A 22,297-nucleotide genomic window follows, 5' to 3' on the forward strand; every position below is an offset into this window, starting at 1 on the left:
GGGTGAGAGGAGCCATTGAGCGTGCCATTTCGGGAAACTCCGGATGGGCTGAAGGTCAAGGACAGCTGCCGGATGCCGAACATCGGCGTGGAGCCTAAGTACGCCGAGAGCGTACGCGCCAAGCCCGATAGATGATCGCCCTTGATCCGGAGTCCTCGCCGGAGGCATGCTCTTCAGCGCCACTCGATGAACGCGGCAGTGTCACCGAGCGTGGAGAACTTCCCGGTCCGCTCGACCTTCTGGGGCGTGGATCCCGGCTTGGTGTCGCAGAGGTAGTAATTTATCGCGGCCCCCTTCTCGGAGAGAAACGCGAATCTCTGACCGTCGGGGGAGATCACCATGGCGTGGTTGTTGTAGTCGTTGCTGGGGACTATGGGCGCTCCAGGCTTCGACCCCGAGGCGATGTCGAGCGCGGCGAACCTGCCGTCCGCGAAACACAGCACCGTGTCGTTGTCGAGCCAGCCGCCGCTGCCGCAAGAGATGTCTCTGCCCTTCTCCACGAGGTCCGGGCCCACCCCTCGGCCCTCCGCCGGGACGTCCAGGACGTGACTTTCCGCCAGGAGGCGTTCGCCGTCCGGCGAGAGGAAGGCGCTGCTGGCCAGCACCGCCCTGCTCGGCGTTCTCCCCACCACGATGAGGTTGCTCTCGCCGACCATCCCGATCTCCAACTGGTCGACCGCCTTGTGGTCCCCGGCAAGCGCTCGGCTCGCGATGCGGTTCTTGGTTTCGTAATATCCGCTGTCGGGCGCCTCGTACGTGAACCAGACCGCGCTCCCGTCCCGTGAGAAGGCCGCGTTGTGCTCGTGCGGGGTGTTGCCGAAGCCCTCGTTCCCGGTGAGATCGGTGAACTTGCCCGAACGGTCGACGTACCCCACATGAGTCGCCTCGGTCTGCGGGTCCTCCGTGACCACGGCCATCTTCGTGAAGTCCTGGTCGAAGAGTGACCTGATGGCGGTCGCATCCCCGCCGTCAGCCGGCAGCTCATCCGGCTCGCACAGTTTCCTCACGGCGGTGTTCGGCGTGGCCTTGTCGGACTCGACAATCGCCGTGTCCGGCAGTTGGAACTCCGTATGCGCCATGTGCTTCCAGCTTTGCGGGTCCCAGCCATCGACGTTGATGACTCCGCCACTGTCGTTCCCCCGCGAGCAGACAGCCGTGACAATCATGTTCTGCTGTGCGAAGTTTCCACTGGTTGCAGATTCCGAGGACCTCTGACCGGCGTCTGCTCCCGGCCCGCGCGCTTCGCTGGCTGCGGAACAGGCAACGAGGCTTGCTGCCAAGACCAGCGAGAGAAGGGTCGCCGTTGCTCTCGGCGTGTCAACCATTCGTCTGTCCCCCGTCCGATTTCGGCCCGCTTCGTACTAAGGGCTTTGACGCGCCGTCACGTCATCAAGTTGCCGATGAAAGCGAGTGGTTTCGAGATAAGGCCGAGGTTGCAGCGTCGGCCGGGAAGGCACACCTGTGCCGCTTTCCGTAGTGGCCGAGCCACCTGCTGACGACAGCAAATCCGCCGATCGCTCAAGCGATCACGCCGAGTGCACGGACCCCGGTACGTCGACTACGACCCTTCCGTGTTGCCGCAAGCCCAAGCATTCCATGTCGGGGATGAGCAGACCCGCCGCCAGGATGAAGGTGATGGCCCTGGTTCTTGATTCTCACGAGGGTTCTTCTATGTGTGATCGCGATCGGCGTTCGGCCTGCACGTCTCGTAGTTCGAGTGACGGATGGTACGGAAGTTGTCGATCGACATCCACCCGTACGTCCTCGTCCCTTTTACTCGGCCATAGACCCAGAGGTTGCCGTATCCGTTCTTCACCCAGCAGTGGAAGTAAATCACCTGCCCCCTGCGGAGCCTGGCCACGTTCCCGCACTGGTCCGCCTGCGGCCCCTTCTTGAGGTTGTAGGAGCCCTCCATGACGCCGTAGCCGCCGTCCAGGTTGGAGATGGAGGCGTCGTACAGGGAGCACGGAGGAGGCGGGATAGCCGACGCAGCCGGCCCGCTCACAAGTATCGCCGCCATGATCGCGCCAGTCGTGACCAGCATTCCTACTGCCTTGATCCCGAATCGCATGTTGCCCCCTCTTTGTCTTGTTGATCCAATGGCGATCCACATGGTGCGCCGAGCGGTGTTGAGAACTTGTTGAGTATTCGTTGAGGGGGACGGCGAGCAGGCCAGCCCACACGCCGGTCGATGGCATCCACGTCGACGTCCGACTGGAGGAGCGCAAGCTGTGCCTGCCGGTGATGATCGGCAACGCCGACGGTTCTTGAAGGGGGCTGGAGCTGGCTGCTCGCTAAGGCAGCATGGTGGGCTGTGAGGCTCGACCAGCACGACGTCCTGAGCCCGAGCCAGACTGGCCAGGCACGACCGTCCTGACGCGGGCCCACCGCAGGCGGTCCACAAGCAGCGGGCCGCCGCACGAACCGGGCAGCACCCCGGAAGGACACCGGTGCGGCACCCTCCCGGAAGGCGAACGCCTCGCCTTCCAGGAAGGCATCTCTCACAGGTTCTGTCCCGCGGTGGCGGGGGCGTTCGACCTGCTTGCGTTCGCGTCCCCGTACGTACGCCCAGAATCCACCGACACCCCCGCCGTAGCAAACAACGCGAGCATCCGCCACACGGCGGCCCAGTCAAGCCTCACGGCAGCACGATCCTGGCGGCCGGCCGCTCTTGACGGGATCGCGGTCGAGGGCGGCCGACACCAGCCGGCCGAGCGGGCCGGGGAGATCGCTTGTGTCCGGCCGGAAGTCGAGCACGCGGGTGACCACCGCCATCGGGTCGTCCGACTCGATCGTGTCCTTCCCTCACGCCGCGAAAAGCACCACCATGCCCCACGCCCACAGGTCGGCCGCCTCGGTGGCGCCTCGCCCGGCGAGCACCTCGGGTGACATGTAGCCGGGCGTCCCCATGGCGGGTCCCGACGTGGTCGGCCCGACCTCGCACACCACCCCGAAGTCGATCACCCGCGGCCCGTCGGGGCCGAGGATAATGTTGTCCGGTTTGAGGTCGCGGTGCACGATGCCGACCTGGTGGATGGCCGTGAGCGCGGTCGCCACGGCGGCGGCCAGGCGGTACAGCCGGTCCCCTTCGTACGGCCCCGACTCCGCGACCACCTGCCGCAGATTGGGCCCGGGGACGAACTCGCTGACGATGTACGGGGCGGGCACTCCGGTCTGGACGTCGATCACCCTGGCCGTGCAGAACGAGGCCACCCGCCGGGCCGCCGCCTCCCTGACCAGCCTGGCCCGGGTCTCGGCGCTGTCGAACCTGGGCGCCTTGACCGCGACGCGCTCGCCCGCCGGTCCGTACGCCTCGTACGCCACGCCCTGGCCACCCGCCCCCAGGCGCCCGGCCAGCCAGTAGCCGCCGAGGCGGTGCAGTCCGCGGGAGTGAGAGGAGTCATCGAATGTGCCATTCTGATCCAGATCTCCTCCCGAAGGAAGGCCGTGTGGAATTTCGCATCATGGGGCTACTCGAGGTCGTCGACGGTGACGGGCGAGATCGCACACCGACCGTGCCGAAGCATCGCGACCTGCTGGCGTTGTTCCTGTTGAACGCGGGGCGCCCGCTGACGGCCGAGCGACTGCGCAGGCTGCTGTGGCCGCGCGAGGGCGGCGACCGGTCCGACTCCCTGATCCGCGGCTACGTGGGGCAGCTGCGCCGGTTGATCGGCCAGGACGCGATCACCACCGTGTCCGGCTCGTACATGCTGGCTCCGGGCGAAGGTCAGCTGGACGTCGACCGGTTCCGGCTGCTCGTGGACCGGGGCGCGCACGAGGAGGCCCTGGCGCTGTGGCGCGGCGAGGTCCTGGAGGACGTCGACCCCGAGGGCGAACGATGGGTTGAGACCCGGCGACTGCGCGAGGAGCTGGAGGAGCTGCGGCTGCTGGCGCTGGAGCGCAGGCTGCAAGCTGACATGGACGCGGGCCGTCACCGCGAGCTGCTGGCCGAGCTGCGGCGCCTGACGAAGCAGCACCCGATGTGGCAGCGCTTCCGTGGCCAGTACATGCTGGCCCTCTACCGCAGCGGCCGCCGGGTGGACGCGCTGGCCGCTTACGCGGTCCTGCGCGACCAGCTCGACGGCGGCCACGCGATCGAGCCGGACCCGGAACTGCAACTGCTCTACCACCGCATGTTGCACGACGACGCGTCGCTGCACGTGTCGGCCGGGCCACCGGTGTTGCTGCCCCCCGACATCACCGACTTCACCGGCCGGGCAGACCTGCTGGATCGGGTGGTCGGCGGCCAGGTCGTGGTGCACGGCCAGGCGGGAGCGGGCAAGTCCGCGCTGGCCGTGCACGCGTCCTGGCGGAGACGTGAGGGCTTCCCCGACGGCATCCTGTACGCTGACCTGCGCGAAACCACCGCGCCGGCGGCGGTGCTTGAGGACTTCCTGCGCTGGCTGGGCTGCCCGGCCCAGGCGATACCGGCGACGCCGGAGCAGCGCGAGCGGCTGTTCCGCACCTACACCGCCAACCGCCGGCTGCTGGTGGTGCTGGACAACGCGGCGAACGAAGCGCAGGTGCGGCCGCTGCTGAGCTCGTGCCCGACGGTGGTGACCAGCCGCTCCCCGCTAAGTGGCCTGCCCGGTGCGCTGCGGCTGTCGGTAGGCGTGCTGGACGACCAGGAGGCGCTGGAGCTGCTGGTCAGGAGCTCCGGACGACCCGCGGACGATGCGATGCGCAGACTCGCGCGCTTCTGCGGCGGACTGCCGATCGCTCTGCGCATCGCGGGCTCCCGGCTGGCGGCCCGCCCTGAGTGGACCGTGGACTACCTGGTGGGGCTGCTGGAGGACGAGCACGAGCGGCTGAACCGGCTGCACGCGGGCGACCTGGCGGTGCGGAGCGTGTTTACGATCGGGTTCGACGGACTGCCGGAGGCGGCCAAGCTGACGCTGCGCGGGCTCGGCGCGCTGTCCGCCCCCGACTTCGCGGACTGGGTGACCGAGCGGCTGGGCGGGCAGGCCGAGGCGCTGGTGGACGCCGGGCTGCTGGAGACGCACGGCGTGGACGCCGCGGGTCAGGTCCGCTACCGGCTGCACGACCTGACCCGGCTGTTCGCCCGCGATCAGCCGGTGCCCGGCGTGCTGGCGCAGTTGTCAGAGGTGGTGCTGGCCAGGGTACGGGCCTCCCGGTTCTCGCTGGCGTCCGGAGATCCGGCCACCGCCGTGGCGACGCGGGACATCAGGGAGTCCGTGGAGTGGCTGGCGGCCGAGCGGGCGTTCCTGGTCAGCCTGGTCGGCGATCTGCACGAGGCGGGGCTGGACGACGGGTGCTGGCGACTGGCGCACCTGCTGGCGCCGTACCTGGAGCGGTACCGGTTCCTCGACGACTGGCGCGCGGTGGCCGGCCGGGCGCTGGAGTCCGCGCGGCGGACGGGCGACGACCGGGGCGAGGCGCTGATCCTGCTCGACCAGGGAGACCTGCACCTGGCCGAGCGGGAGTGGGAGCGCGCGCACGAGAAGCTACGGCTGGCGCTCGGCATGTTCCTGCGCCTGCGCGGACAGGCCACCAGGGCCCGCGACGTCAACCGCACCCGGCGCCGCCTCGGCCGCGTGCACCTGGAACTGGGCCGCCTGGAGGAGGCAGAGCGCGCATTGCTCACGTGCCTGGCGGGCGTGGACAACCAGCGCGACGCCGCTGACGCCGAGCAGGTGTTCGGCCTCGTGCTGCATCGGGCGGGCCGGCTCGACGAGGCCGCCGACCGACTGCTGGCCGCGGTCGGACATCTCTCCGAGCTGGGGGATCGCCACCGGCAGGCCGACACGCTGCTGCAGCTGTCCGCGGTACGCCTGGCGCAGGGCGCCAAGCCGGCCGCCAGGGCCGCCGCCGAGCAGGCCAGAGGCATCGCGGTACGCCTCGGTGACCGTCTGCTCGACGCGCACGCCCTGCTGGCGCTGGCCAAGGTCTACCGGGCGGAGGGCACGACCGAGCGTGCGCACGAGCTGGCCCGGGCCGCGCTGGAAATCTTCGAGCAGACCGGCGACCTCGGCGGCGGCGTCAACGCCCGAGCGCTCCTGGCGCTCCCCTGAACCGCCAGGAGGCGGTCTCGCCCCTGGCCAGGGCCCGTTGGACGCGCAGTCCGTACGTCAGCTCGCAGATGTGGGCAGACGACGCGGCGCCGCCCGGCTAGCCCACGCCTTCAACGCGACCGCTGGCCTACATGTGACGGATGGAAGGGAGGATTGTCACCGAAGCCGGCGCAGCCCCCACTGGATGATATTCACGCTGTTCTCGGTCCTCGCCCCCGCACGTCGAAGCACTTGCCGAAGGCATGCCGCGGCCTCATCCACCCTCTCGGGCCAGGGCAGTGACCGGGTGGGGCTCGGGGGTGTCCTTGGGCATGAAGAATCCGGTGAGAGGGAGGCCAAAGGGGCGACGGTTGGCCATGTCCCACAGCTGGATCTGTCCCGTCTTGTACGTCGGCACCTTCGAGTTCCTCGTGGACGAGAACGACCGCGCGTTCTTCATGGAGACGAACGCCCGCCTCCAGGTCGAGCACCCGGTGACTTCACTGCACCAGGCAAGCCGACACGCCCGATGGCGTGTCACCCGACACCCCGAACATTCGTGGTCAGAGCTGTAGCGACTGAGTGCCCACGACGATGGCGAGGGCCAGGCGGTCGGCGTCCTCGGTGCCGGGCTCGGCGGTGTAGACGGTGATGCGCAGGTCGTCCAGGGCGACGAACAGCGTGTCGCAGTCGAGGGTGATCGGGCCGACCGCCGGGTGGTTGATGGTCTTTTGTCTGGACGTGTCGGTTAGGGGCGGTGGTGTCTCGGCGTCCCAGAGTTCGGCGAAGCGCGGGCTGCCGGAGGCCAGGTCGGTGATCAAGCGTCGCAGGGTGCGGTCGGCGGGGTAGCGCGAGGCCGTCAGGCGCAGGTCGGCCACGAGCCGGGCTTCGTGCTCGGCCTGCTCCTGCGGGGTGTGCACGACCCGCGAGGGCAGGCGGGCGACGTTGCGCCAGACGGCGTTGCGTTCCAGGCCGCGCCAGGTGGTCGTCTCGCCCATGAGCGCGTCGTAGGGCTCGTTGGCCAGCACGAGTGTCCAGCTGGCGTCGTACACGACGACGGGGGTGTGCGACAGCCGGTCGAGCAGACGTTGCACGCTCGGGGTGACCCGCGACGGCACGATGTCCGGGCCGGGCGCGGCGTGCCCGGCCAGCCGGTAGAGCAGGTCGCGTTCAGTGTCGGACAAGCGCAGCGCTCGGGCCAGCGACTCCACGACCTGCGCCGACGGCGCGGTCGCGCGCCCCTGCTCGAGGCGGGTCAGGTAGTCGGCCGAGATGCCGGCGAGCGCGGCGAGCTCCTCGCGGCGCAACCCGCCGGCCCGGCGTCGGCGGCCCACCTGCACACCAACGGCCTCGGGTGCCACCCGGTCGCGCCAGCGGCGCACCATCCGGCCGAACTCCCACGCTTCCACGCTCTCCATTCTGCGCGTATCTGCACGGGTTGTCCTGGCCCTGGCAGTCCTACGAAAACCGGACGACTGGCTGCAGCCCGACCGGTCCCGCAGGCTGGGGCCATGACCGACCCCGGAACCGTTCTGATCACCGGCCCGACCCGCAACCTGGGCCGTCACGCCGTGCTGGCCATGGCCGACCGCCCGGACGGGCGGCGACCCGACCTGCTGCTGATCGGCCGCGCCGGGCGGGACCTGACGGCGGTCGCCGACGAGGCCCGCGCGCGCGGCGCCAGCGTCCGCGAGATCGGCTGCGACCTGTCGCGCCTGGCCGATGTCCGTGCCGCCGCGGCCACCGTGCGCGCCCTGCTCGCCGCCGGCACCGTACGGCCGCTGCGCGCGCTGGTCGCCAACGCCGGCACCATGTCGTCCGACACCCGGCGGGCCTCGCCCGATGGCTACGAGATGACTTTCGCCGTCAACTACCTCGCCCACGCCCAGCTCATCGGCGACCTGCTTGGTTCGTTCACCGCCCCGGCACGGGTCGTGCTGCTCGGCTCGAACACCTATCACGCCAATTTCTGGCGCAAGCTGCTGGGCGTGGCCGAGGCCAAGTGGGCCGATCCCGTCGAGCTCGCCCGCCCTGACACCGGCGAGCAGGCCCCGGGCATGGCCGCGTCCGGCGTCGCCTACTCCAACGCCAAGTTGGCGATCCTGTACTACGCCCATGAGCTGCAGCGTCGCGCCGGCGCCGAGATCAATGTGTCGGTGTTCGAACCGGGCTGGATGCCCGGCACCGCGCTGGGCCGTGGCGCCCCCAAGGCGGTTCAGGCGATGAGCCGCGCCTTGGGCCGTGTACCCGGCGTGTCGACTCCGCAACGCTCGGGGCCACTGCTGGCTGCGATGGCCCTCGACGACAAGTGGGCGCACTTGCGCGAGGGCGCGTTCGTGGTGAAGACCAAGCTGACCGAGGTGCAGCCGGTCGCCCACGACCGCGACCGGGAGCGGCGCCTGTGGGAGGCGACCACCGAACTGTTGGAACGCGCAGGCGCGTCGCGTTAGTACGTACCGTCATAATCCGTGGGTCATGGGTTCAAGTCCCACCCGCCCTACCGCTCTGAGGGGCCACGGTGATTCCGGACAGCCGCTTTGTGGGCGTACTCCTGGCCTCCTCCGTAGTACGGCAAGGAGCGCCCACCCCACAGGGCAGGCTGCGAACATCGCGCCGCAGCCTGCGTGGCAGCAGGCGGGCCACATCGTCGACATAGCTCTGGATGAGGTCGTCAGTGCATGGTGCTCCCCATCCTTCAGGTGCCCCGTCGACCCGGGAATGGGATCGCCTGATGGCCGCTGGCCAAGCCCGACCAGGCCCGCCAAGCCGCCTACCAGGCTCCGGCGGACTCGGCTGGTGCTGGCCGGTTCTGGCAGGCTGCGGTAGCGGAGCGCGTCCGGGTTGGGGTGATCCCGCAGCCGGCCGATTGCTTTCAGAACCGGCAGGTGGGCGAGCGCGTGAAGGTGGCGGCCGGTGCCGGTGAGACCGTGCCGGCTTTCTCGGGTAAACCGGGGCGACCCGGTCAGGCTCGCACCACCTGCGTGCATGGCGACAGCTGAGCGGCAGGCTAGGGCCTGGCCGGGCCATCCTCAACTCCCGAAATGTGCGCACGTGAGATCCGGCGGTCAACAACCATGGCAGGCGTGGACTACGCCGTACAGGTCGAGGTCACCCCGGCCCAGAGCACGCTGCAACTGGACGAGTTCCAGCGCCGTGGTTTGAGTGCGCTGCTGTCTCGAGGGCTGAGCAGTGTCGAACAGCTCAACGGGCCGGATGGGGTCGAACTTGATCTGATCGACTTCCAGGTCGCCACCTCCCCGCGAGGGGCGCTGCTGGTCGTGGCCCGTAGAGACGTCGGCGTTGGAGTTCGCGAAGATGGCGTCCGGCACCTCATTGAGGCGGTGCTGGAACGCAGCGAACTGCTGGCGGACTGGCTCGTCGTGCGCTGTGAGGTCGGCATCACCGACGAGGCCTTGCACGCCGGCTTGGCCCTGCCGGATGAGTTCCCATCCCATGATGATCTGGCGGAGCATGCTGCGGCGGGCGCTGGGAGGGCGCAAATGAAGCCGGAGTGCGACGAGGAGAGGGGAAGTCAGATCCGGGCGGCGCTCACTGCCGAGGCCTCCCGGTTGAAGGCGTTCGGTCTCGAACACTTCGGGCACTACGGCGACAAGTCCGACGACACCAGCCCAGCCACCCAGGAGAATGCCACGCTGGCCGCGGGAGCGTTGATGGCGGCCACGGACATCCTCATCGGCCATCTGATGGACGATGCCGAAACACAGTCGCTCACGCGTTTGGGCGCCCATGTCTCCCCGCTTGGCTGCTCGTCGATCAAGTTGCGGGCCGCCAAGCCGGGATGTGGGTGTCCGCGCTCCGTCATGAACTCGACGAGGGCATCGAGAACGGCAGGGTTGCGGCTGCGGAGAAACTCGTCCAGCTGGCAGAGGAGCTCGGCGAGCGGGTCTCGTGATGGCGTGGGTTGAGGAGTCGGGGGTCAGAGTGACTTGGAACGAGATCCGGCGTTAGCGGCGTTCCCGCTGGTCAATGGCGTCGCCGGAAGATTGCCGCGCCCGACACAGAAAATCTGTTTTCGCCGCAGTAGACATTTGTGACCGCGGAGGCTAGTGTTTCTCACATCGCAAGGAACGGATCGACCGGGCAGCGGAAGTATTAGCACCACGATGAACTGCCCGGAGCAAGATGAAGTGGAAGTTGATGGCAGAAGGTCGGACGTGACGGGCCAGCGCAGTGGTTAGGGGCCCTGATCGTGGACGCGCTGCCGCAGGTGAAGTTGGACAGTGGTCCGGAAGATAGAGATGAAGGGAGTGTTGAACGCCATCGGGATCGCCCGTTGTCGGCTGAGTCTCGCCGCTCGGGTACCGCAGTTCCACAGATAGGAAGGTGGTCTACGGTCACGCATCCGCGATCCCCGCATCACCGCCGCTCAGTACGGCGGATGCGGAAAACAGTGAGCTGGCCAGATGGCCGGTAGATGGTGTTGAACTCTTCGGGGCCCCGGCGCGACAGGCGCCGGGGCCCCCTGTGCGCGTGATGGAAAGGAATGTATGGATCAACGTCGCTCGGCTGCCGAGGGTGACACGCTCGCTCACGGCAGGATTGCGGACACGGCCGGATCCGGGGCTGGATCCAGGGCCGAAGACCGGTTCGACGATGAGGACTACCCCGCCTACAGCATGGGCGCGGCCGCGGAGATGCTCGGTGTCAGCCCGTCGTTCCTACGGGCTCTGGGCGCCGCCAAACTCATCGAGCCGATACGCTCCAGCGGCGGCCACCGCCGCTACTCCCGCTACCAACTGCGCCTGGCTGCCCGCGCCCGGGAACTCGTCGATCAAGGCACGCCTGTGGAAGCCGCCTGCCGGATCATCATCTTGGAAGACCAGCTCGCCGAGGCGCTGCGCATCAACAACGCGCGCGACCGCCCGGCCGGACACTAGCACCGGCGGTGCGAGAAGACCCGGCAGCGCGAAGCTGACCGGGTCTTGGTGTGCAGCTCGGCGACTTGGTCGCGCTTGTTGTCCGCTGGCCTCGCATCTCCCGGAATCCATGCCTTCTGCCAGGCGTGACGACGTTTCACACGCTGTTGATTACTGGTATCGAGGAGCTGTGCGGCTGTGGTGGATATCCCGTGCCGCCGATTCTCATGCGGGCAGCGATGCGGCAACCGGAAACGCGTCAGGGCTCGCACCCGTGAAGGTGCGAGCCCTGATGCGTGGCGCTACTTGTCAGGCGGCAACGATGTTTTCGGCCTGAGGGCCCTTCTGGCCCTGGGTGACATCGAAGGCCACCTTCTGGCCCTCGCGCAGCTCGCGGTAGCCGCCCTGAGAGACGATGTTGGAGTAGTGCGCGAAGACGTCGGCGCCGCCGCCGTCCTGCTCGATGAAGCCGAAGCCCTTTTCCGCGTTGAACCACTTCACGGTGCCAGAAGCCATGTTGATCTCCTCTTGATAGGTGCAAAGCCGAAATCCGCGCTGCACGAATTCCGCGTCGCCGAGATAGGCCCACACCCGGAGAAGACCGGCAAACAAAAAATGCACCTGAGGCTACATACCGTCAGGCGCACACAAGTTCATTATGGGTACCACAACTGCAACTACAGGTAGCTTAGCACGCGTGCAGGCGTGATACGCGTACCCTGTGGGTGCGGATACTCAATTGCGGCTGCTGACCAGCGCTTTCTTCATGCATCACGCTGCGGATCTGTACTCGTTGATCAAGCCGCCGAGGACCTCCTCGCGTCTGACCCAGGTCCCGTCGAGGGCGGGAGCTACCGTTGAGGTCGGTTGTGGTGGTCGCCGGTCCCGTGCCCGATGAGGACGGTGGTGGTTGTAGTGCCTCTCGTAGTCGGCGAGTACGCGACGTAGGTGGCGCTCGTTGTAGATGAGGAGCCGGTCGGTGCATTCGCGCCGCGCCGTCCCGATCCAGCGTTCGGCGATCGCGTTCGCCCAAGCCCGCACCGGAATCTTTATAACCCGTGCACCAAGCGAGGTGAACACCTCATCGAAGACGCTGGTGTATTTGGCGTCGCGGTCGCGGATGAGGAATCTGATGTGCTCGACCCGCTCCCCCAAGTCCATGAGCAGGTTCCTGGCCTGCTGAGCGACCCAGGGCCCAGTCGGCTTGGTCGTGACGCCCATGACGTGAACGGCCCGGGTGGCATGCGCGATGAAGAACAGCACATAGATCCGCGTGCCGAACACAGTGCCGACATGGAACAGGTCACAGGCAAGAATGCCCTTGGCCTGCGCTCTCAGGAACTGGCCCCAGCTCGGCCCAGCCCTTCGCGGTGCGGGATCCAGGCCAGCGCGTCTGAGGATGTCGCGCACGGTACTGGGCGGTACCCGGATCCCGGCACCGGCGAGCTCGCCGCTGATCCGCTGATAGCCCCAGGTCGGGTTCTCACGAGCCAGGCGCAGCACCGTATCTCGAATGTGTTTCCTGGTGGATGGGCGGCCTTGACGGTTCCGTTTGTAGATCCATCTGCGGGCGATCAGATCTCGGTGCCAGTGAAGGAGCGTCGCTGGCGTCACGAAGAACACCTCCCACGAAGGGCGAGGCACCCGCCGCGACAGCGCCGCCAGCAGGACACAGTCTGCATCATTGAGATCGGGGCGGTGTACCTGACGGCGTAGGACAGCGACCTGATGCCGGAGCACGAGGATCTCCAGCTCTTTGTCCGGTCACCACGCGACAACAGGAGCAGGAGCCGAAGGACATGGCCGAGCATGAGGTGGAGGAAGGACCAGAACACAAGCAGCCAGGATGACCGCTACCTCACCGTGCTTCGGCCATCAACCTGCAGGTCAGCTTCACTGACCCACTTTCCGCACCCCACAGGCGACCTTGATGGCGTCAATCAGGTCTTCGACCTGCACGGATGAATATTCGCACCCGCAAGGTCAGGGCAGGAGAGGTTGCCGGGGGCGGAGTGACGCGGCACCGCCCCGACGACTCTCACCGGCAGCCAGTTGTCCTGCGGGGCTTCGGCAGGTAATCGATCATGAGGCTGTTCTCGCCGCCAAGCCAGCGCAGCACCGTGATCGCTTGCGGGGTGGCATGTCGAGGCTCGGCTGCCTTTCGGGGGCTGCGCGACAGCGTTGTTCCTGCAGGAGCCGGGCGAGGTGCTGAACGAGGTCTCGAAAGCGCAAGCGGAGCTGACCGGCGGCTGGCCGCCGGCCCTGGACCTGGCCCCACGCGGCGATCCTCAGCCAGAGGTGGCAGGGGAGTCAGCCGCTGGCGTGGCCGCGCGCATCGCCGAGCGGCCCCCGTCCCGTACGGACCTTGCTGATCCCGGTTCCAGGGGGCTGATCGCCCGGATCGAGGGCCTCTCACTGCTGGAGCAGCGCACCGACCAGCCAGTGCTCGTGTTCCGTTCCGCGGTCCTGGCCCACGTCCGCGACCGCCTCGGCCAGGAAGAGTTGGAGCGTGCCCGCTGGCGGCTGATCGACACCGACGCGGAGTAGACCCCGGAGGGCTGGGCCGACCTGCCCGGCACCTTCGAGTGGCTAGTGCGGAACCTTCCCGCCCTGCACGCTGGCCGCCCTGCACGCCGAGGAGGTGAACGACCTCGCGACCGCCCTCGACGGCACCCTGTTCGCCGAGCACAAGAACGTGAGGTGCGATGGCAAGGGACTGGCCTTCGCGCCGGGCGCGTACACTCAGTTCAGCCGCCTGCGCGGCCGTGGTCGCTGCGGACGCCGTACCGGCTTCCTGGACAAGTCTTTCAACTGCTCCCAGACCTCATGGCCGTGCTCGAGGTCGGCCATAGGGTTGGCGATCTTGTTGAACGCCGCGACCGGGGTCACCTGCCTGCCGCCATTGTCGTCCCATACGGCAACGAGACCGTAATCTCCCCAGTCGAAGCCCTCAAGCTTCTCAACAGGTATCCGAATGGTCTTGCGGCCATTTACGATCACTACTTCGCCAGGAGCGACGGTGACGCCGACCATGGCATTGCGGACGGCCAAGGCGCCGCCCACCACGAGTCCCCCCGCCATCAGGCCAAGCAACGGCAGACCGCTCAGGGTGAGTTTCCATGCGCCCCACACACCAGCACCTGCAGTCATGATCGCGATGGGAGCGACACATGTGACCATCCGCCGTCGTAGACGAGGTCGGAAGGTCACCTGCTGACGTCCCGAGTTGTCGCTCATTCTTGCCTTGTCCTCCCCCATGGGCTTGCGCGCAAGATGTCCAAAACTCCCATCACGCCGGAGCCGCGCCCTCGTCGGCGCGTCGCTACGGGATTTCCTGGTCGGAGCCTCTCAAGCGGCACTGTCATCTGGCTTGCACGTCGCTGTCCCTTGAGGGCGCAGGCAACAGCCGATGCTCTGGACGGCGCTCGAGCGTGTACCGCTAGGCGCAGGTCGGACGAGAACTCTCTGACCGTGCGCACCGGCAGGTTGATCCGGAACATACGCGGAACCCGTTCAACCTCGTCCCGCAGGCCGGGGGTCAGTGGTCTGCGTCTGGCTGGTGGCGGTCAGGTAGGCGACCGCCGCCCCGAAGACCAGCAGCGCGGTCCAGACGTTGAAGCGCAGCCCCAGGATGAGAGGGGCGGGGTCCATGCGCAGCCACTCGATCCAGGCGCGGCCGGTGGTGTAGGCCGCGGCGTACAGGGCGAACACCCGGCCACGGTCCAGCCGGAAGCGCCGCTCGGCCCAGAGGACGAGCCCGGCCACACCCAGGTTCCACAACGACTCGTAAAGGAAGGCCGGGTGGTAGGTGGCCGTGGATTCCATGCCCGGCGGTCGGTGGGCGAGGTCGATCTCGAGCGCCCAGGGCAGGGTGGTCGGTCTGCCGTACAACTCCTGGTTGAACCAATTGCCCCAGCGGGCGATCGCCTGCCCGAGTGCGATCCCGGGTGCGACGGCGTCGGCGAAGTCGCGCAGTGGAATGCCGCGCCGGCGGCAGGCCAGCCACGCGCCGAACGCGCCGCCGGCGACGGCGCCCCAGATGCTGATCCCGCCCTCCCAGATCGCGAAGGCGCGCAGGGGGTCCTTGCCGGGGCCGAAGTAGCGCTGCCAGTCTGTGGCCACGTGGTAGATCCGCGCACCGATCAGGCCGAACGGCACGGCCCATGTGGCGATGTCCCCTATTACGCCACGCTCGCCGCCGCGGGCCGTCCAGCGGCGTTGGGTGACCCAGATGCCGACGGCGACGGCGAGCACCATGAGCAGGGAATAGGCGCGGATGGGCAGCGGGCCGAGGTACCAGACGGCTTGGGACGGACTGGGGATGGCTGTCACACCGTCGAGTCTTGCTCCGGTGCGGCTGCGCGCACATCGAGCGGTACACCGATCGCCGGGTCAGTCGACTGGTTGATGCCGGAGCGGCGGGTGGCTGATTATCGTCGGTGCTGTGGAGTCCTGGGAGCGGTCCCGGCGCCGGTGGCAGCACGCCTTCTTCGTCTCGTGGCTGGTGCTGACCTCGGCCGGGCCGCTGATGGAGGTGGGTCAGGTCCTGCCGGTGGCGCTCGTGGCCGGGCTGGCCGCCTGGTATGCGGTGTGGTTCGTGCTTCGCACACCTCCCGCGGGTGAAGTGCCCCTGCCGTACGTGGTCGGCGGCGGGTTGCTCTGGCTGGGGCTGTTCGCGATCGACTCGTCCTTCCTGGTGGTCTGCCTGAGCGTGCTCGTCCCGTACTGCATGGACGCCGTGCGCGTCGGGCTGGTCGCGGTGCTGTCGTGCGCCGGGGGCTGGTTGTGGCACAGCTACCACGAAGGCGGGTCGATCACCTGGACCGAGATCGCCATCACCGCGCTGATCGCGATCAGCGCGGCCACCTCGGTCGGGTACTTCTATTCGGTGGCCCGGCAGAGCGCCGAGCGCAAGGAGCTGATCGACCAGTTGCAGGCCGCCCAGGAGGCGCGGGCGGCGGCCGAACGGCAGGCGGGCGTGGCCGCCGAGCGGCAGCGGCTGGCTCGCGACATCCACGACAGCCTGACCCAGGGGTTCGCCAGCGTGGTGATGCTGCTGGAGGCGGCGCAGGAGCGGTTGCCGGACGACCGGCACCTGACGCAGGCGTTGCGGGCGGCCAGGGAGAACCTCGCGGAAAGCCGCCGCGTGGTGCGGGCGCTGCGGCCCGGCGAGCTCGACGACGGCGGCCTGCCGGAGGCGCTGCGGCGGCTGTCGGGCCGGCTGTCCGACGAGACCGGCATCGACGCGCACACCGTGATCACCGGGGCGCTGCGGCCCCTGGACGCGCACGTCCAGGTGGAGCTGCTGCGGGTGGCGCAGGAGGCGGTCGCCAACGCTCGCCGCCACGCCCATGCCGAGCAGGTCACCCTGACCCTGTCGTACATGGAGGACCTGGTCGTGCTGGATGTCCACGACGACGGCGACGGCTTCGATCCCGAGCGGGCCGCCGCCGGCCACGGCCTGCTGATCATGCTTGAGCGGATGCAGCAGCTCGGCGGCACGCTCCTCGTGGAAAGCGCGTCCGGGGAGGGCACCACGATCGTGGCCAGCCTCCCGGTAATGGTGCGATGACCGCGCGGGGCGCGATCCGGGTCCTGATCGCCGACGACCACCCGGTGGTCCGTGACGGCATCCGGGCGATGCTCGGCACCCAGGACGATCTGCAGGTGGTCGGCGAGGCGGTCTCAGGCTCGGACGCGGTACGGCTGGCGTGTGACCTGCGGCCGGATGTCACGCTGATGGACCTGCAGATGCCCGAGCTCGACGGCGCGACAGCGATCAGCCGGATCCGCGAGCACGACCCCGGCGCCAGGGTGATCGTCCTGACCACCTATGACACCGACAGCGACATCTCCCGTGCCATCGACGCCGGAGCGATCGGCTACCTGCTCAAGGACACCCACCGTGAGCAGTTGTTCGACGCCATCAGGGCGGCGGCCCGAGGGGAGAGCGCCCTGTCGCCGGCGATCGCGACCCGGGTGTTGTCGTGGGCGCGCGCCGACGCGCCCGGCGCCCTCAGCGGCCGGGAGATCGAGGTTCTGGGCGCGGTCGCCCAGGGGATGAGCAACAAGGCCATTGCCGCCCACCTGTGCATCAGCGAGGCCACGGTCAAGACCCACCTGCTGCACATCTTCGCCAAGCTCGACGTCGACGACCGCACCGCCGCCGTGACCGTGGCGGCCACGCGGGGGATCATCCGCCTTGGCGGCTAGGAGTTACGCAAGCCCCACACCGGGCGGCAACGGGACCCGCCGGCCGCTCGCGGAGCGTTCGAGAAGCGAGCCGTATCCCCAGAGAGCCCGGCCCATGCGAGCCGCTGCTTCGGTCGAGAGTGTCGCCGCGGTGTGACGGGCGTCGTGGACACGGGCATCTTTCTCGACTTCGGCCAGGCGGAGGAGTTCCTTCCATTCATCCCGGTCCTGGCCGGCGTCTATGGGGCGGCAGTCCTCGTGGCACCAGACAAGGTCATAGTCCTGCCACCGCTCCACCGCGGCCTCCCGTTCAGCCTGCTGGACCCGGGGGGTGGGATCAGCGGGGGCGGGATTGGCCCTTGGGCTTCACGAAGGCCAGCCGCCTACGCGCTCGGGACAGGAAGGCGCATGCTTGTGCAGTCAGGAGCGGTGAGCGGCCAGCCCGGCAGCGCACTGCGCGGCCCGGTTCCGCCTCGGCCGCCTGTGGAGACCCTCACCGCTCCGAAGGTGACCGCGGGCCGGTGACGGCGTGGCCGTAGAGCAGCGACATCCAGGCGTTGGTGAGGACGTCGATGAGGACCTTCTCGTCGTCGAAGGGCGGCACCCCCGCCGCGGCGAGGTAGTAGAGCCGTTCCCCCAGCCAGGTCAGCGAGGCGGCCACGGCGCGCACGTCCACGTCGCCGAGCTGCCGGAGCGCGTCGGGGTCGGATCGGATGCGGGCCGCGGCGGCCTCGGTGAACAGGTCCATCTGTTCGAGCCACAGCGCTCGCAGCCCCTCGTCGGAGCCCCAGCTCTCCACGATCGCCATGAGGACTCCCGCGTTGGCGCGCCACAGCCGGGCGCCGTCGCTCACACCGGCCCGGAGCGCGGCGGCCGGGTCGTGCTGCCCGTCGATCCAGGGTTCCGCCGCCTGCTGCCCCTGCGCCACGGCCTCGCGCACCAGCTCGCCGAGCACGGCTTGCTTGCTCGGGAAGTAGAAGTAGAAGCTGGCCCGGGAGACCTCGGCGGCCACCAGGATGTCGGCCACGCTCAGGGCGTCGAAGCGGCACTCCTGCAGCAGCTCGCGCGTCGCCGACAGGATGCGCTCCCGCAGCTCGGCGGAGGCCGGCGCCGCGCCGGATCGGCGGGCGGAGCGCGCGGTGCGCTTAGCAGACATGCGCCCCAGCATATGACCGCCTGTACGGACACACTGTATAGACGATTTGTCCATACAGTGTGTATGGTAATCGATTATGACGCAGATAGCGATCCACCTGGTCGTCACCGACCCGGACCAGGCCGCCACGTGGTACGCCGAGGCTCTGGGCGCGCGGGAGACGAACCGCATCACGCTTCCCGACGGCCGCACGCTGACGGTCGACCTCCTGCTCGGCGACACCGTCCTGGCGGTGGCCGGGGAGATGCCCGCGCTGGGCATGCGTTCACCGGCCGCCCTCGGCGGCACCTCCGCCGCCCTTCACGTACCGGTCCCTGACGTCGAAGCGGCCTGGGCGCGGGCGCTGGAGGCTGGAGCCACGGTCTTCGAGCCGGTGCACGACGCTTTCTGGGGCGAGCGCACCGGCCAGTTGCTCGACCCGTTCGGGCACCGCTGGGCGCTGGACCAGCACATCCGCGACGTGCCGCACGACGAGATCGTCTCCCGGGCCGCGGAACTGTTCAGCGGGTCGGCGACGGCATGAGGTACCGCACTCTGGGCGCGACCGGCCTGCGGGTCTCCGAGCTGATCCTGGGCGCCATGACCTTCGGCGAGCAGGGCGCGGTCGGCGCGCCGCTGCCGGAGTGCCGGCAGATGCTCGACCTGTACGCCGAGGCCGGCGGCAACATGATCGACACCGCCGTCAACTACCGTGACGGGGCCAGCGAACAGATACTCGGCGAACTGCTGGAGGGGCCGGCGAGAGTCGTTCGTGCTCGGCACGAAGTACACCGTGTCGCGTGATCGCGCCGACCCCAACGCCGCGGGGAACCACCGCAAGAACCTGCGGGCGTCGCTGGAGACCAGCCTGCGCCGGCTGCGCACTGACTACGTGGACGTGTACTGGGTGCACATGTGGGACCGTGACACGCCGATCGAGGAGACCATGCGCGCGCTTGACGACGCGGTCCGGGAACGGGGGCTCCTTCACACCCACCATTATTGTCAACGTCCGTGAGCGAGGTGCCCTCGCCTGCTGAGGTACGCCAGCGCGGCCACCGCCAGGGCCGCGCCCCACAGCGGCCACAACATCTCCGGCAACCAGGCGCCCAGTTCGTCGCCCGCCCCTGCCGGACCGACCTGCTCGCCGCTGAGCTTCTTGCGCACGTACATCAGCCCAGCGGACGTGATGGGGAGGGAGACAGCCGGCGCCGAGTAGGCCGGGAAACGCGCCAGAACCGGCCGCCCGCGCAGGAACGGCACCCAGCGCGGCCAGATCTCACCCCAGGGCTGGACCAGACCGACGGTCAGGCCCGCACCGATGAGACCGAGAGTGCCGAGACCGGCGCCGATTGGGGTGATCTCGGCGATGTAGGTCAGGAACTCGTCGCTGATGCCGACGGGCACGCCCAGGAGCCAGCCAAAGCGAGTGACGGCATAGACGACGGGGACGGCGACCGCGACGGCTGTCGCGTACCGCCCGATCCTGAGCGCGCCGGCGGCGCTGAAGGACCGCCTGGGCCCTCCGAGGAGCGCCCAGCATTCCCAGGACCATCAGGCTGACGCCGACTGCCGTCAGGATGAGCAGGTTGACGCTCGGCCAGGTCAGCATGCTCGCGATCATCGAGAACTCGGCCTGGCCGGCGAGCGCGGCGGCCAGCATCACCGGCAGGTACCCCGCGGTCATCATGCTGCGTACGTCGGGCAGGACCACCGCCAGACCGACGCCGGCCACGACGGCCACGACGGCGGGGGCCCGGTTGAGCGGGCCCCTGGCGGCGAGCACGGCGACGCCGACGACCACCAGCACGCTCCCGCCGACCGCCGCCGGAACGGGGTCGAGCAGGGTGTTGCCGGCGCCCGCGCGGCCTGCGTCAAACGGATATCCGGGCCCCCCGAGAGCCCAGAGCAGGCCGAGAACCAGATAGCTCACCGACCAGACCCCGATGATCAGGACTGGCACGACCATACGGCGGTTTCCTGGATGAGAGGTGTTCACCCGGCTCAATCTGCCGCAGCGACGGTGCCCCGCACATCGTCACCGGGTCTCGACGAGGTCCTTCGGAGGTCGCGACGGTGTCGTCCCCGAGGAGGACCCGCTGACGGGTGCCGGGCCGTCCTGGGCGCCAGCAAACCCCAGCTCACAGCCCGAAACCGGGTTTTCGAGCGGGATACCGTCTCGCGCTGCGAGCCTGGGCGGTGTCTCTCAAGTCACCAGGCCCTTGCGGTAGGCGTAGACCACCGCCTGCACACGGTCACGCAGGTCGAGCTTGGTGAGGATGCGCGACACGTACGTCTTGACGGTCTCCTGGCTGATCACCAACATCGCGGCGATCTCGCTGTTGGACAGGCCGTCGGCGATGAGGCGCAGCACCTCCAGCTCGCGCGGAGTCAGCGCGACCTCGTCCGGTGTGTCCTCGGCGGGGCGGATCCGCGACGCGTACCTGCCGACGAGCTGCCGCGTCACCTCCGGCGCCAGCAACGCGGCACCAGCCGCGACAGTGCGGATGCCATGCATCAACTGCGCCGGCGGGGCATCCTTGAGCAGGAACCCGCTCGCTCCCGCACGCAACGCCTCGTACACGTACTCATCCAGGTTGAACGTCGTCACCACGAGCACCTTGACCGGATCGGCCACCCCCGCGCCGGCCAGCAGGCGGGTCGCCTCGATGCCGTCGAGCACCGGCATCCGTACGTCCATCACCACTATGTCCGGGTTCAGCCGGCGGGCGAGGTCGACCGCGGCACGACCATCCCCGCACTCGCCCACCACCTCGAGGTCGGGCTGCGCGTCGATGATCGTCGCGAAGCCGGTGCGGATCAGCGCCTGGTCGTCGCAGATCAGGACCCGGACCGGCGGGTTCACGACGGGCTCCCCGCGGGGATGCGGGCCCGTACGAGGAAGCCGCCTCCCGGCTGCCGGTCGGCGCTGAACTCGCCGCCCAGGGCGTCGACCCGCTCGCGGAGCCCGGCCAGGCCCCGCCCGCTCCCGCCGGGAGAGGCGGTCCGGGAGCCGGAGCCGTCGGTGCCGACCTCCACGCTGATCTCCTTCTCGCCGTAGCGCACCCGGACCGCGGTGGGGCTGCCGTGGGCGTATTTGAGGGCGTTCGTCAGGGCCTCCTGCACGACCCTATAGGCCACGAACTCGGCACTGCCCGCCGATTCCGCCGCACTGCCCTCCTCGGTGAACTCCACCGGCTGCCCGGCCCGGCGGGTGTGCTCCACGAGCGTGTGGAGCTCGCTGATGGACGGCGTCCTGGCGTCGGTGTCGTGGTCGGGGTTGAGCAGGTCGAGCATGTGCCGCAGGTCGGTGATGGCCCGCCGGCCGGTGTCGGTGACGGCGCTCAGGGTCGCGTCGAGGCGATCGGGCGCGGCGGTCAGGTAGCGCGCCGCCTCGGCCTGCACGACCATCGCCGTCACGTGGTGGGTCACGACGTCGTGGAGTTCGCGGGCGATGCGGGTGCGTTCGGCGGCGCGGGTGGCCTCGGCGACGTGGCGGCGGCGTTCGACCTCGGCGGCCCGGGTGGAGCGCAGCCAGGTCCCGATGCCCCACGCGAGGACCAGCGCCAGGTAGAACAGTGCGATATCGGCCGGCCCCTCGTGCGAGCCGAGCCGGTCGAGCGCGACCATCAGCGGCAGGTACGCAGCGGAGAGAAGGGTCACGGTGACGCGCCGGTGGCGCTCCAGGTGGGCGCCCGCGCTGATGAGCGCGATGGGGAGCGCGGTGCCCGCTAACGCGTGATAGGCGAAGAGCTGGTCGAGGGCGAAGCCGAGCGACACCAGGACGAGACTGACGGCCGGCCACCGTCGGCGCACGGCGAGCGGGAGGCACTCGAGGGCGACCACCACGACGGCCAGCGCGTCGTAGGGGCGGGCCGGGAGGTCGCCGATCTGCGTCCCGTGGCCTTGGAACGCCGGCAGGAGTGACGCGACGGTGAGCAGCAGCGCGAACGGAGAATCCCGGACCGTGACATCACACCGCCGCCACAGGTCCTTGACGCGACGGAGATCGATCATCGAGCGAGCCTAGCGGGCTCGCCGGACCGGGCGCCGCGCCGGCGAGCGTCCAGGTTGCCGCGCCA

General features: G+C 69.0%; 23 protein-coding genes and 1 pseudogene. 11 read left to right on the top strand and 13 right to left on the bottom strand.

The window, feature by feature from the left end; translation table 11 throughout:
- Positions 1-173: 173 nt before the first annotated feature.
- From ACQPWU_RS57275 to ACQPWU_RS57290, 4 genes are all read right to left on the bottom strand, one after another.
- The gene (locus ACQPWU_RS57275) at positions 174-1,079 is read right to left on the bottom strand and encodes a hypothetical protein (RefSeq protein ID WP_433435479.1); all 906 of its coding nucleotides are present in this window, start codon (positions 1,077-1,079) and stop codon (positions 174-176) included.
- 590 nt (positions 1,080-1,669) lie between these two features.
- Entirely contained in the window at positions 1,670-2,071 is a 402-nt protein-coding gene (locus tag ACQPWU_RS57280; protein WP_433435480.1) for a hypothetical protein, read from the bottom strand.
- A 560-nt stretch (positions 2,072-2,631) separates the two neighbouring features.
- Positions 2,632-2,775, bottom strand: a complete 144-nt coding sequence (locus ACQPWU_RS57285; protein WP_433435481.1) for a hypothetical protein — start codon at positions 2,773-2,775, stop codon at positions 2,632-2,634.
- A gap of 30 nt (positions 2,776-2,805) precedes the next feature.
- Positions 2,806-3,456, bottom strand: a complete 651-nt coding sequence (locus tag ACQPWU_RS57290) for a serine/threonine-protein kinase (RefSeq protein ID WP_433445551.1) — start codon at positions 3,454-3,456, stop codon at positions 2,806-2,808.
- On the opposite strand from ACQPWU_RS57290, the gene ACQPWU_RS57295 reads away from it, so the two are divergent.
- Positions 3,450-6,032, top strand: coding sequence for a BTAD domain-containing putative transcriptional regulator (locus ACQPWU_RS57295; protein ID WP_433435482.1), 2,583 nt, complete (start codon positions 3,450-3,452; stop codon positions 6,030-6,032). The two genes, ACQPWU_RS57290 and ACQPWU_RS57295, sit on opposite strands and share 7 nt — an antisense overlap.
- A gap of 356 nt (positions 6,033-6,388) precedes the next feature.
- Positions 6,389-6,586: a hypothetical protein gene (locus tag ACQPWU_RS57300; RefSeq protein WP_433435483.1), complete on the top strand. Its 198-nt coding sequence runs from the start codon at positions 6,389-6,391 to the stop codon at positions 6,584-6,586.
- On the opposite strand, the gene ACQPWU_RS57305 is transcribed toward ACQPWU_RS57300, so the two are convergent.
- On the bottom strand, positions 6,575-7,420 hold the full coding sequence (locus ACQPWU_RS57305; protein ID WP_433435484.1) for a helix-turn-helix transcriptional regulator: 846 nt from the start codon (positions 7,418-7,420) through the stop codon (positions 6,575-6,577). The two genes, ACQPWU_RS57300 and ACQPWU_RS57305, sit on opposite strands and share 12 nt — an antisense overlap.
- Before the next feature lie 102 nt (positions 7,421-7,522).
- On the opposite strand from ACQPWU_RS57305, the gene ACQPWU_RS57310 reads away from it, so the two are divergent.
- From ACQPWU_RS57310 to ACQPWU_RS57320, 3 genes are all read left to right on the top strand, one after another.
- Entirely contained in the window at positions 7,523-8,461 is a 939-nt protein-coding gene (locus tag ACQPWU_RS57310; RefSeq protein WP_433435485.1) for an SDR family NAD(P)-dependent oxidoreductase, read from the top strand.
- Positions 8,462-9,094: 633 nt separating this feature from the next.
- Positions 9,095-9,937 (top strand): hypothetical protein, encoded by an 843-nt coding sequence (locus ACQPWU_RS57315; protein WP_433435486.1) that lies wholly within the window; start codon positions 9,095-9,097, stop codon positions 9,935-9,937.
- Between the two features lie 711 nt (positions 9,938-10,648).
- Positions 10,649-10,909, top strand: a complete 261-nt coding sequence (locus tag ACQPWU_RS57320) for a MerR family transcriptional regulator (RefSeq protein ID WP_360713628.1) — start codon at positions 10,649-10,651, stop codon at positions 10,907-10,909.
- Between the two features lie 288 nt (positions 10,910-11,197).
- Here ACQPWU_RS57320 and ACQPWU_RS57325 read toward each other — a convergent pair whose 3' ends face one another.
- Both ACQPWU_RS57325 and ACQPWU_RS57330 read right to left on the bottom strand, forming a co-directional pair.
- A complete protein-coding gene (locus ACQPWU_RS57325) occupies positions 11,198-11,404 on the bottom strand; it encodes a cold-shock protein (RefSeq protein WP_061253952.1) in 207 nt (68 codons plus the stop codon).
- Positions 11,405-11,659: 255 nt separating this feature from the next.
- Positions 11,660-12,628 (bottom strand): integrase core domain-containing protein, encoded by a 969-nt coding sequence (locus ACQPWU_RS57330; protein WP_433435487.1) that lies wholly within the window; start codon positions 12,626-12,628, stop codon positions 11,660-11,662.
- 465 nt (positions 12,629-13,093) lie between these two features.
- Here ACQPWU_RS57330 and ACQPWU_RS57335 point away from each other — a divergent pair, with 465 nt between their 5' ends.
- The gene (locus tag ACQPWU_RS57335; protein WP_433435488.1) at positions 13,094-13,435 is read left to right on the top strand and encodes a hypothetical protein; all 342 of its coding nucleotides are present in this window, start codon (positions 13,094-13,096) and stop codon (positions 13,433-13,435) included.
- Between the two features lie 195 nt (positions 13,436-13,630).
- Here ACQPWU_RS57335 and ACQPWU_RS57340 read toward each other — a convergent pair whose 3' ends face one another.
- Together ACQPWU_RS57340 and lgt are read right to left on the bottom strand one after the other, a co-directional pair.
- Positions 13,631-14,038: a hypothetical protein gene (locus ACQPWU_RS57340; RefSeq protein WP_433435489.1), complete on the bottom strand. Its 408-nt coding sequence runs from the start codon at positions 14,036-14,038 to the stop codon at positions 13,631-13,633.
- A 363-nt stretch (positions 14,039-14,401) separates the two neighbouring features.
- The gene (gene lgt / locus ACQPWU_RS57345) at positions 14,402-15,220 is read right to left on the bottom strand and encodes a prolipoprotein diacylglyceryl transferase (protein WP_433435490.1); all 819 of its coding nucleotides are present in this window, start codon (positions 15,218-15,220) and stop codon (positions 14,402-14,404) included.
- 112 nt (positions 15,221-15,332) lie between these two features.
- Between lgt and ACQPWU_RS57350 the strand changes: the two genes are divergently transcribed.
- Complete coding sequence (locus ACQPWU_RS57350; protein ID WP_433435491.1) at positions 15,333-16,460, top strand: sensor histidine kinase; 1,128 nt, start codon at positions 15,333-15,335, stop codon at positions 16,458-16,460.
- Entirely contained in the window at positions 16,457-17,101 is a 645-nt protein-coding gene (locus ACQPWU_RS57355) for a response regulator (protein ID WP_433435492.1), read from the top strand. Before ACQPWU_RS57350 ends, ACQPWU_RS57355 begins: the two co-directional genes overlap by 4 nt.
- Before the next feature lie 472 nt (positions 17,102-17,573).
- Here ACQPWU_RS57355 and ACQPWU_RS57360 read toward each other — a convergent pair whose 3' ends face one another.
- Positions 17,574-18,236 (bottom strand): TetR/AcrR family transcriptional regulator, encoded by a 663-nt coding sequence (locus tag ACQPWU_RS57360; protein WP_433435493.1) that lies wholly within the window; start codon positions 18,234-18,236, stop codon positions 17,574-17,576.
- A gap of 76 nt (positions 18,237-18,312) precedes the next feature.
- Between ACQPWU_RS57360 and ACQPWU_RS57365 the strand changes: the two genes are divergently transcribed.
- Entirely contained in the window at positions 18,313-18,759 is a 447-nt protein-coding gene (locus tag ACQPWU_RS57365; RefSeq protein ID WP_433435494.1) for a VOC family protein, read from the top strand.
- 56 nt (positions 18,760-18,815) lie between these two features.
- Positions 18,816-19,233, top strand: a pseudogene (locus ACQPWU_RS57370) (aldo/keto reductase).
- Here ACQPWU_RS57370 and ACQPWU_RS57375 read toward each other — a convergent pair.
- The gene (locus ACQPWU_RS57375; protein ID WP_433435495.1) at positions 19,221-19,622 is read right to left on the bottom strand and encodes a hypothetical protein; all 402 of its coding nucleotides are present in this window, start codon (positions 19,620-19,622) and stop codon (positions 19,221-19,223) included. The pseudogene ACQPWU_RS57370 and the gene ACQPWU_RS57375 overlap by 13 nt on opposite strands.
- Positions 19,623-19,795: 173 nt before the next feature.
- Between ACQPWU_RS57375 and ACQPWU_RS57380 the strand changes: the two genes are divergently transcribed.
- Entirely contained in the window at positions 19,796-20,143 is a 348-nt protein-coding gene (locus ACQPWU_RS57380) for a hypothetical protein (protein WP_433435496.1), read from the top strand.
- 278 nt (positions 20,144-20,421) lie between these two features.
- Here the strand turns inward: ACQPWU_RS57380 and ACQPWU_RS57385 are convergent, their stop codons facing one another.
- On the bottom strand, positions 20,422-21,081 hold the full coding sequence (locus ACQPWU_RS57385; protein ID WP_433435497.1) for a response regulator: 660 nt from the start codon (positions 21,079-21,081) through the stop codon (positions 20,422-20,424).
- Complete coding sequence (locus tag ACQPWU_RS57390; protein ID WP_433435498.1) at positions 21,078-22,232, bottom strand: sensor histidine kinase; 1,155 nt, start codon at positions 22,230-22,232, stop codon at positions 21,078-21,080. The genes ACQPWU_RS57385 and ACQPWU_RS57390 overlap by 4 nt, the downstream gene beginning before the upstream one ends.
- Positions 22,233-22,297: the final 65 nt, after the last annotated feature.

Source organism: Nonomuraea sp. CA-141351 (genome assembly GCF_050944675.1).
GTDB lineage: Bacteria > Actinomycetota > Actinomycetes > Streptosporangiales > Streptosporangiaceae > Nonomuraea.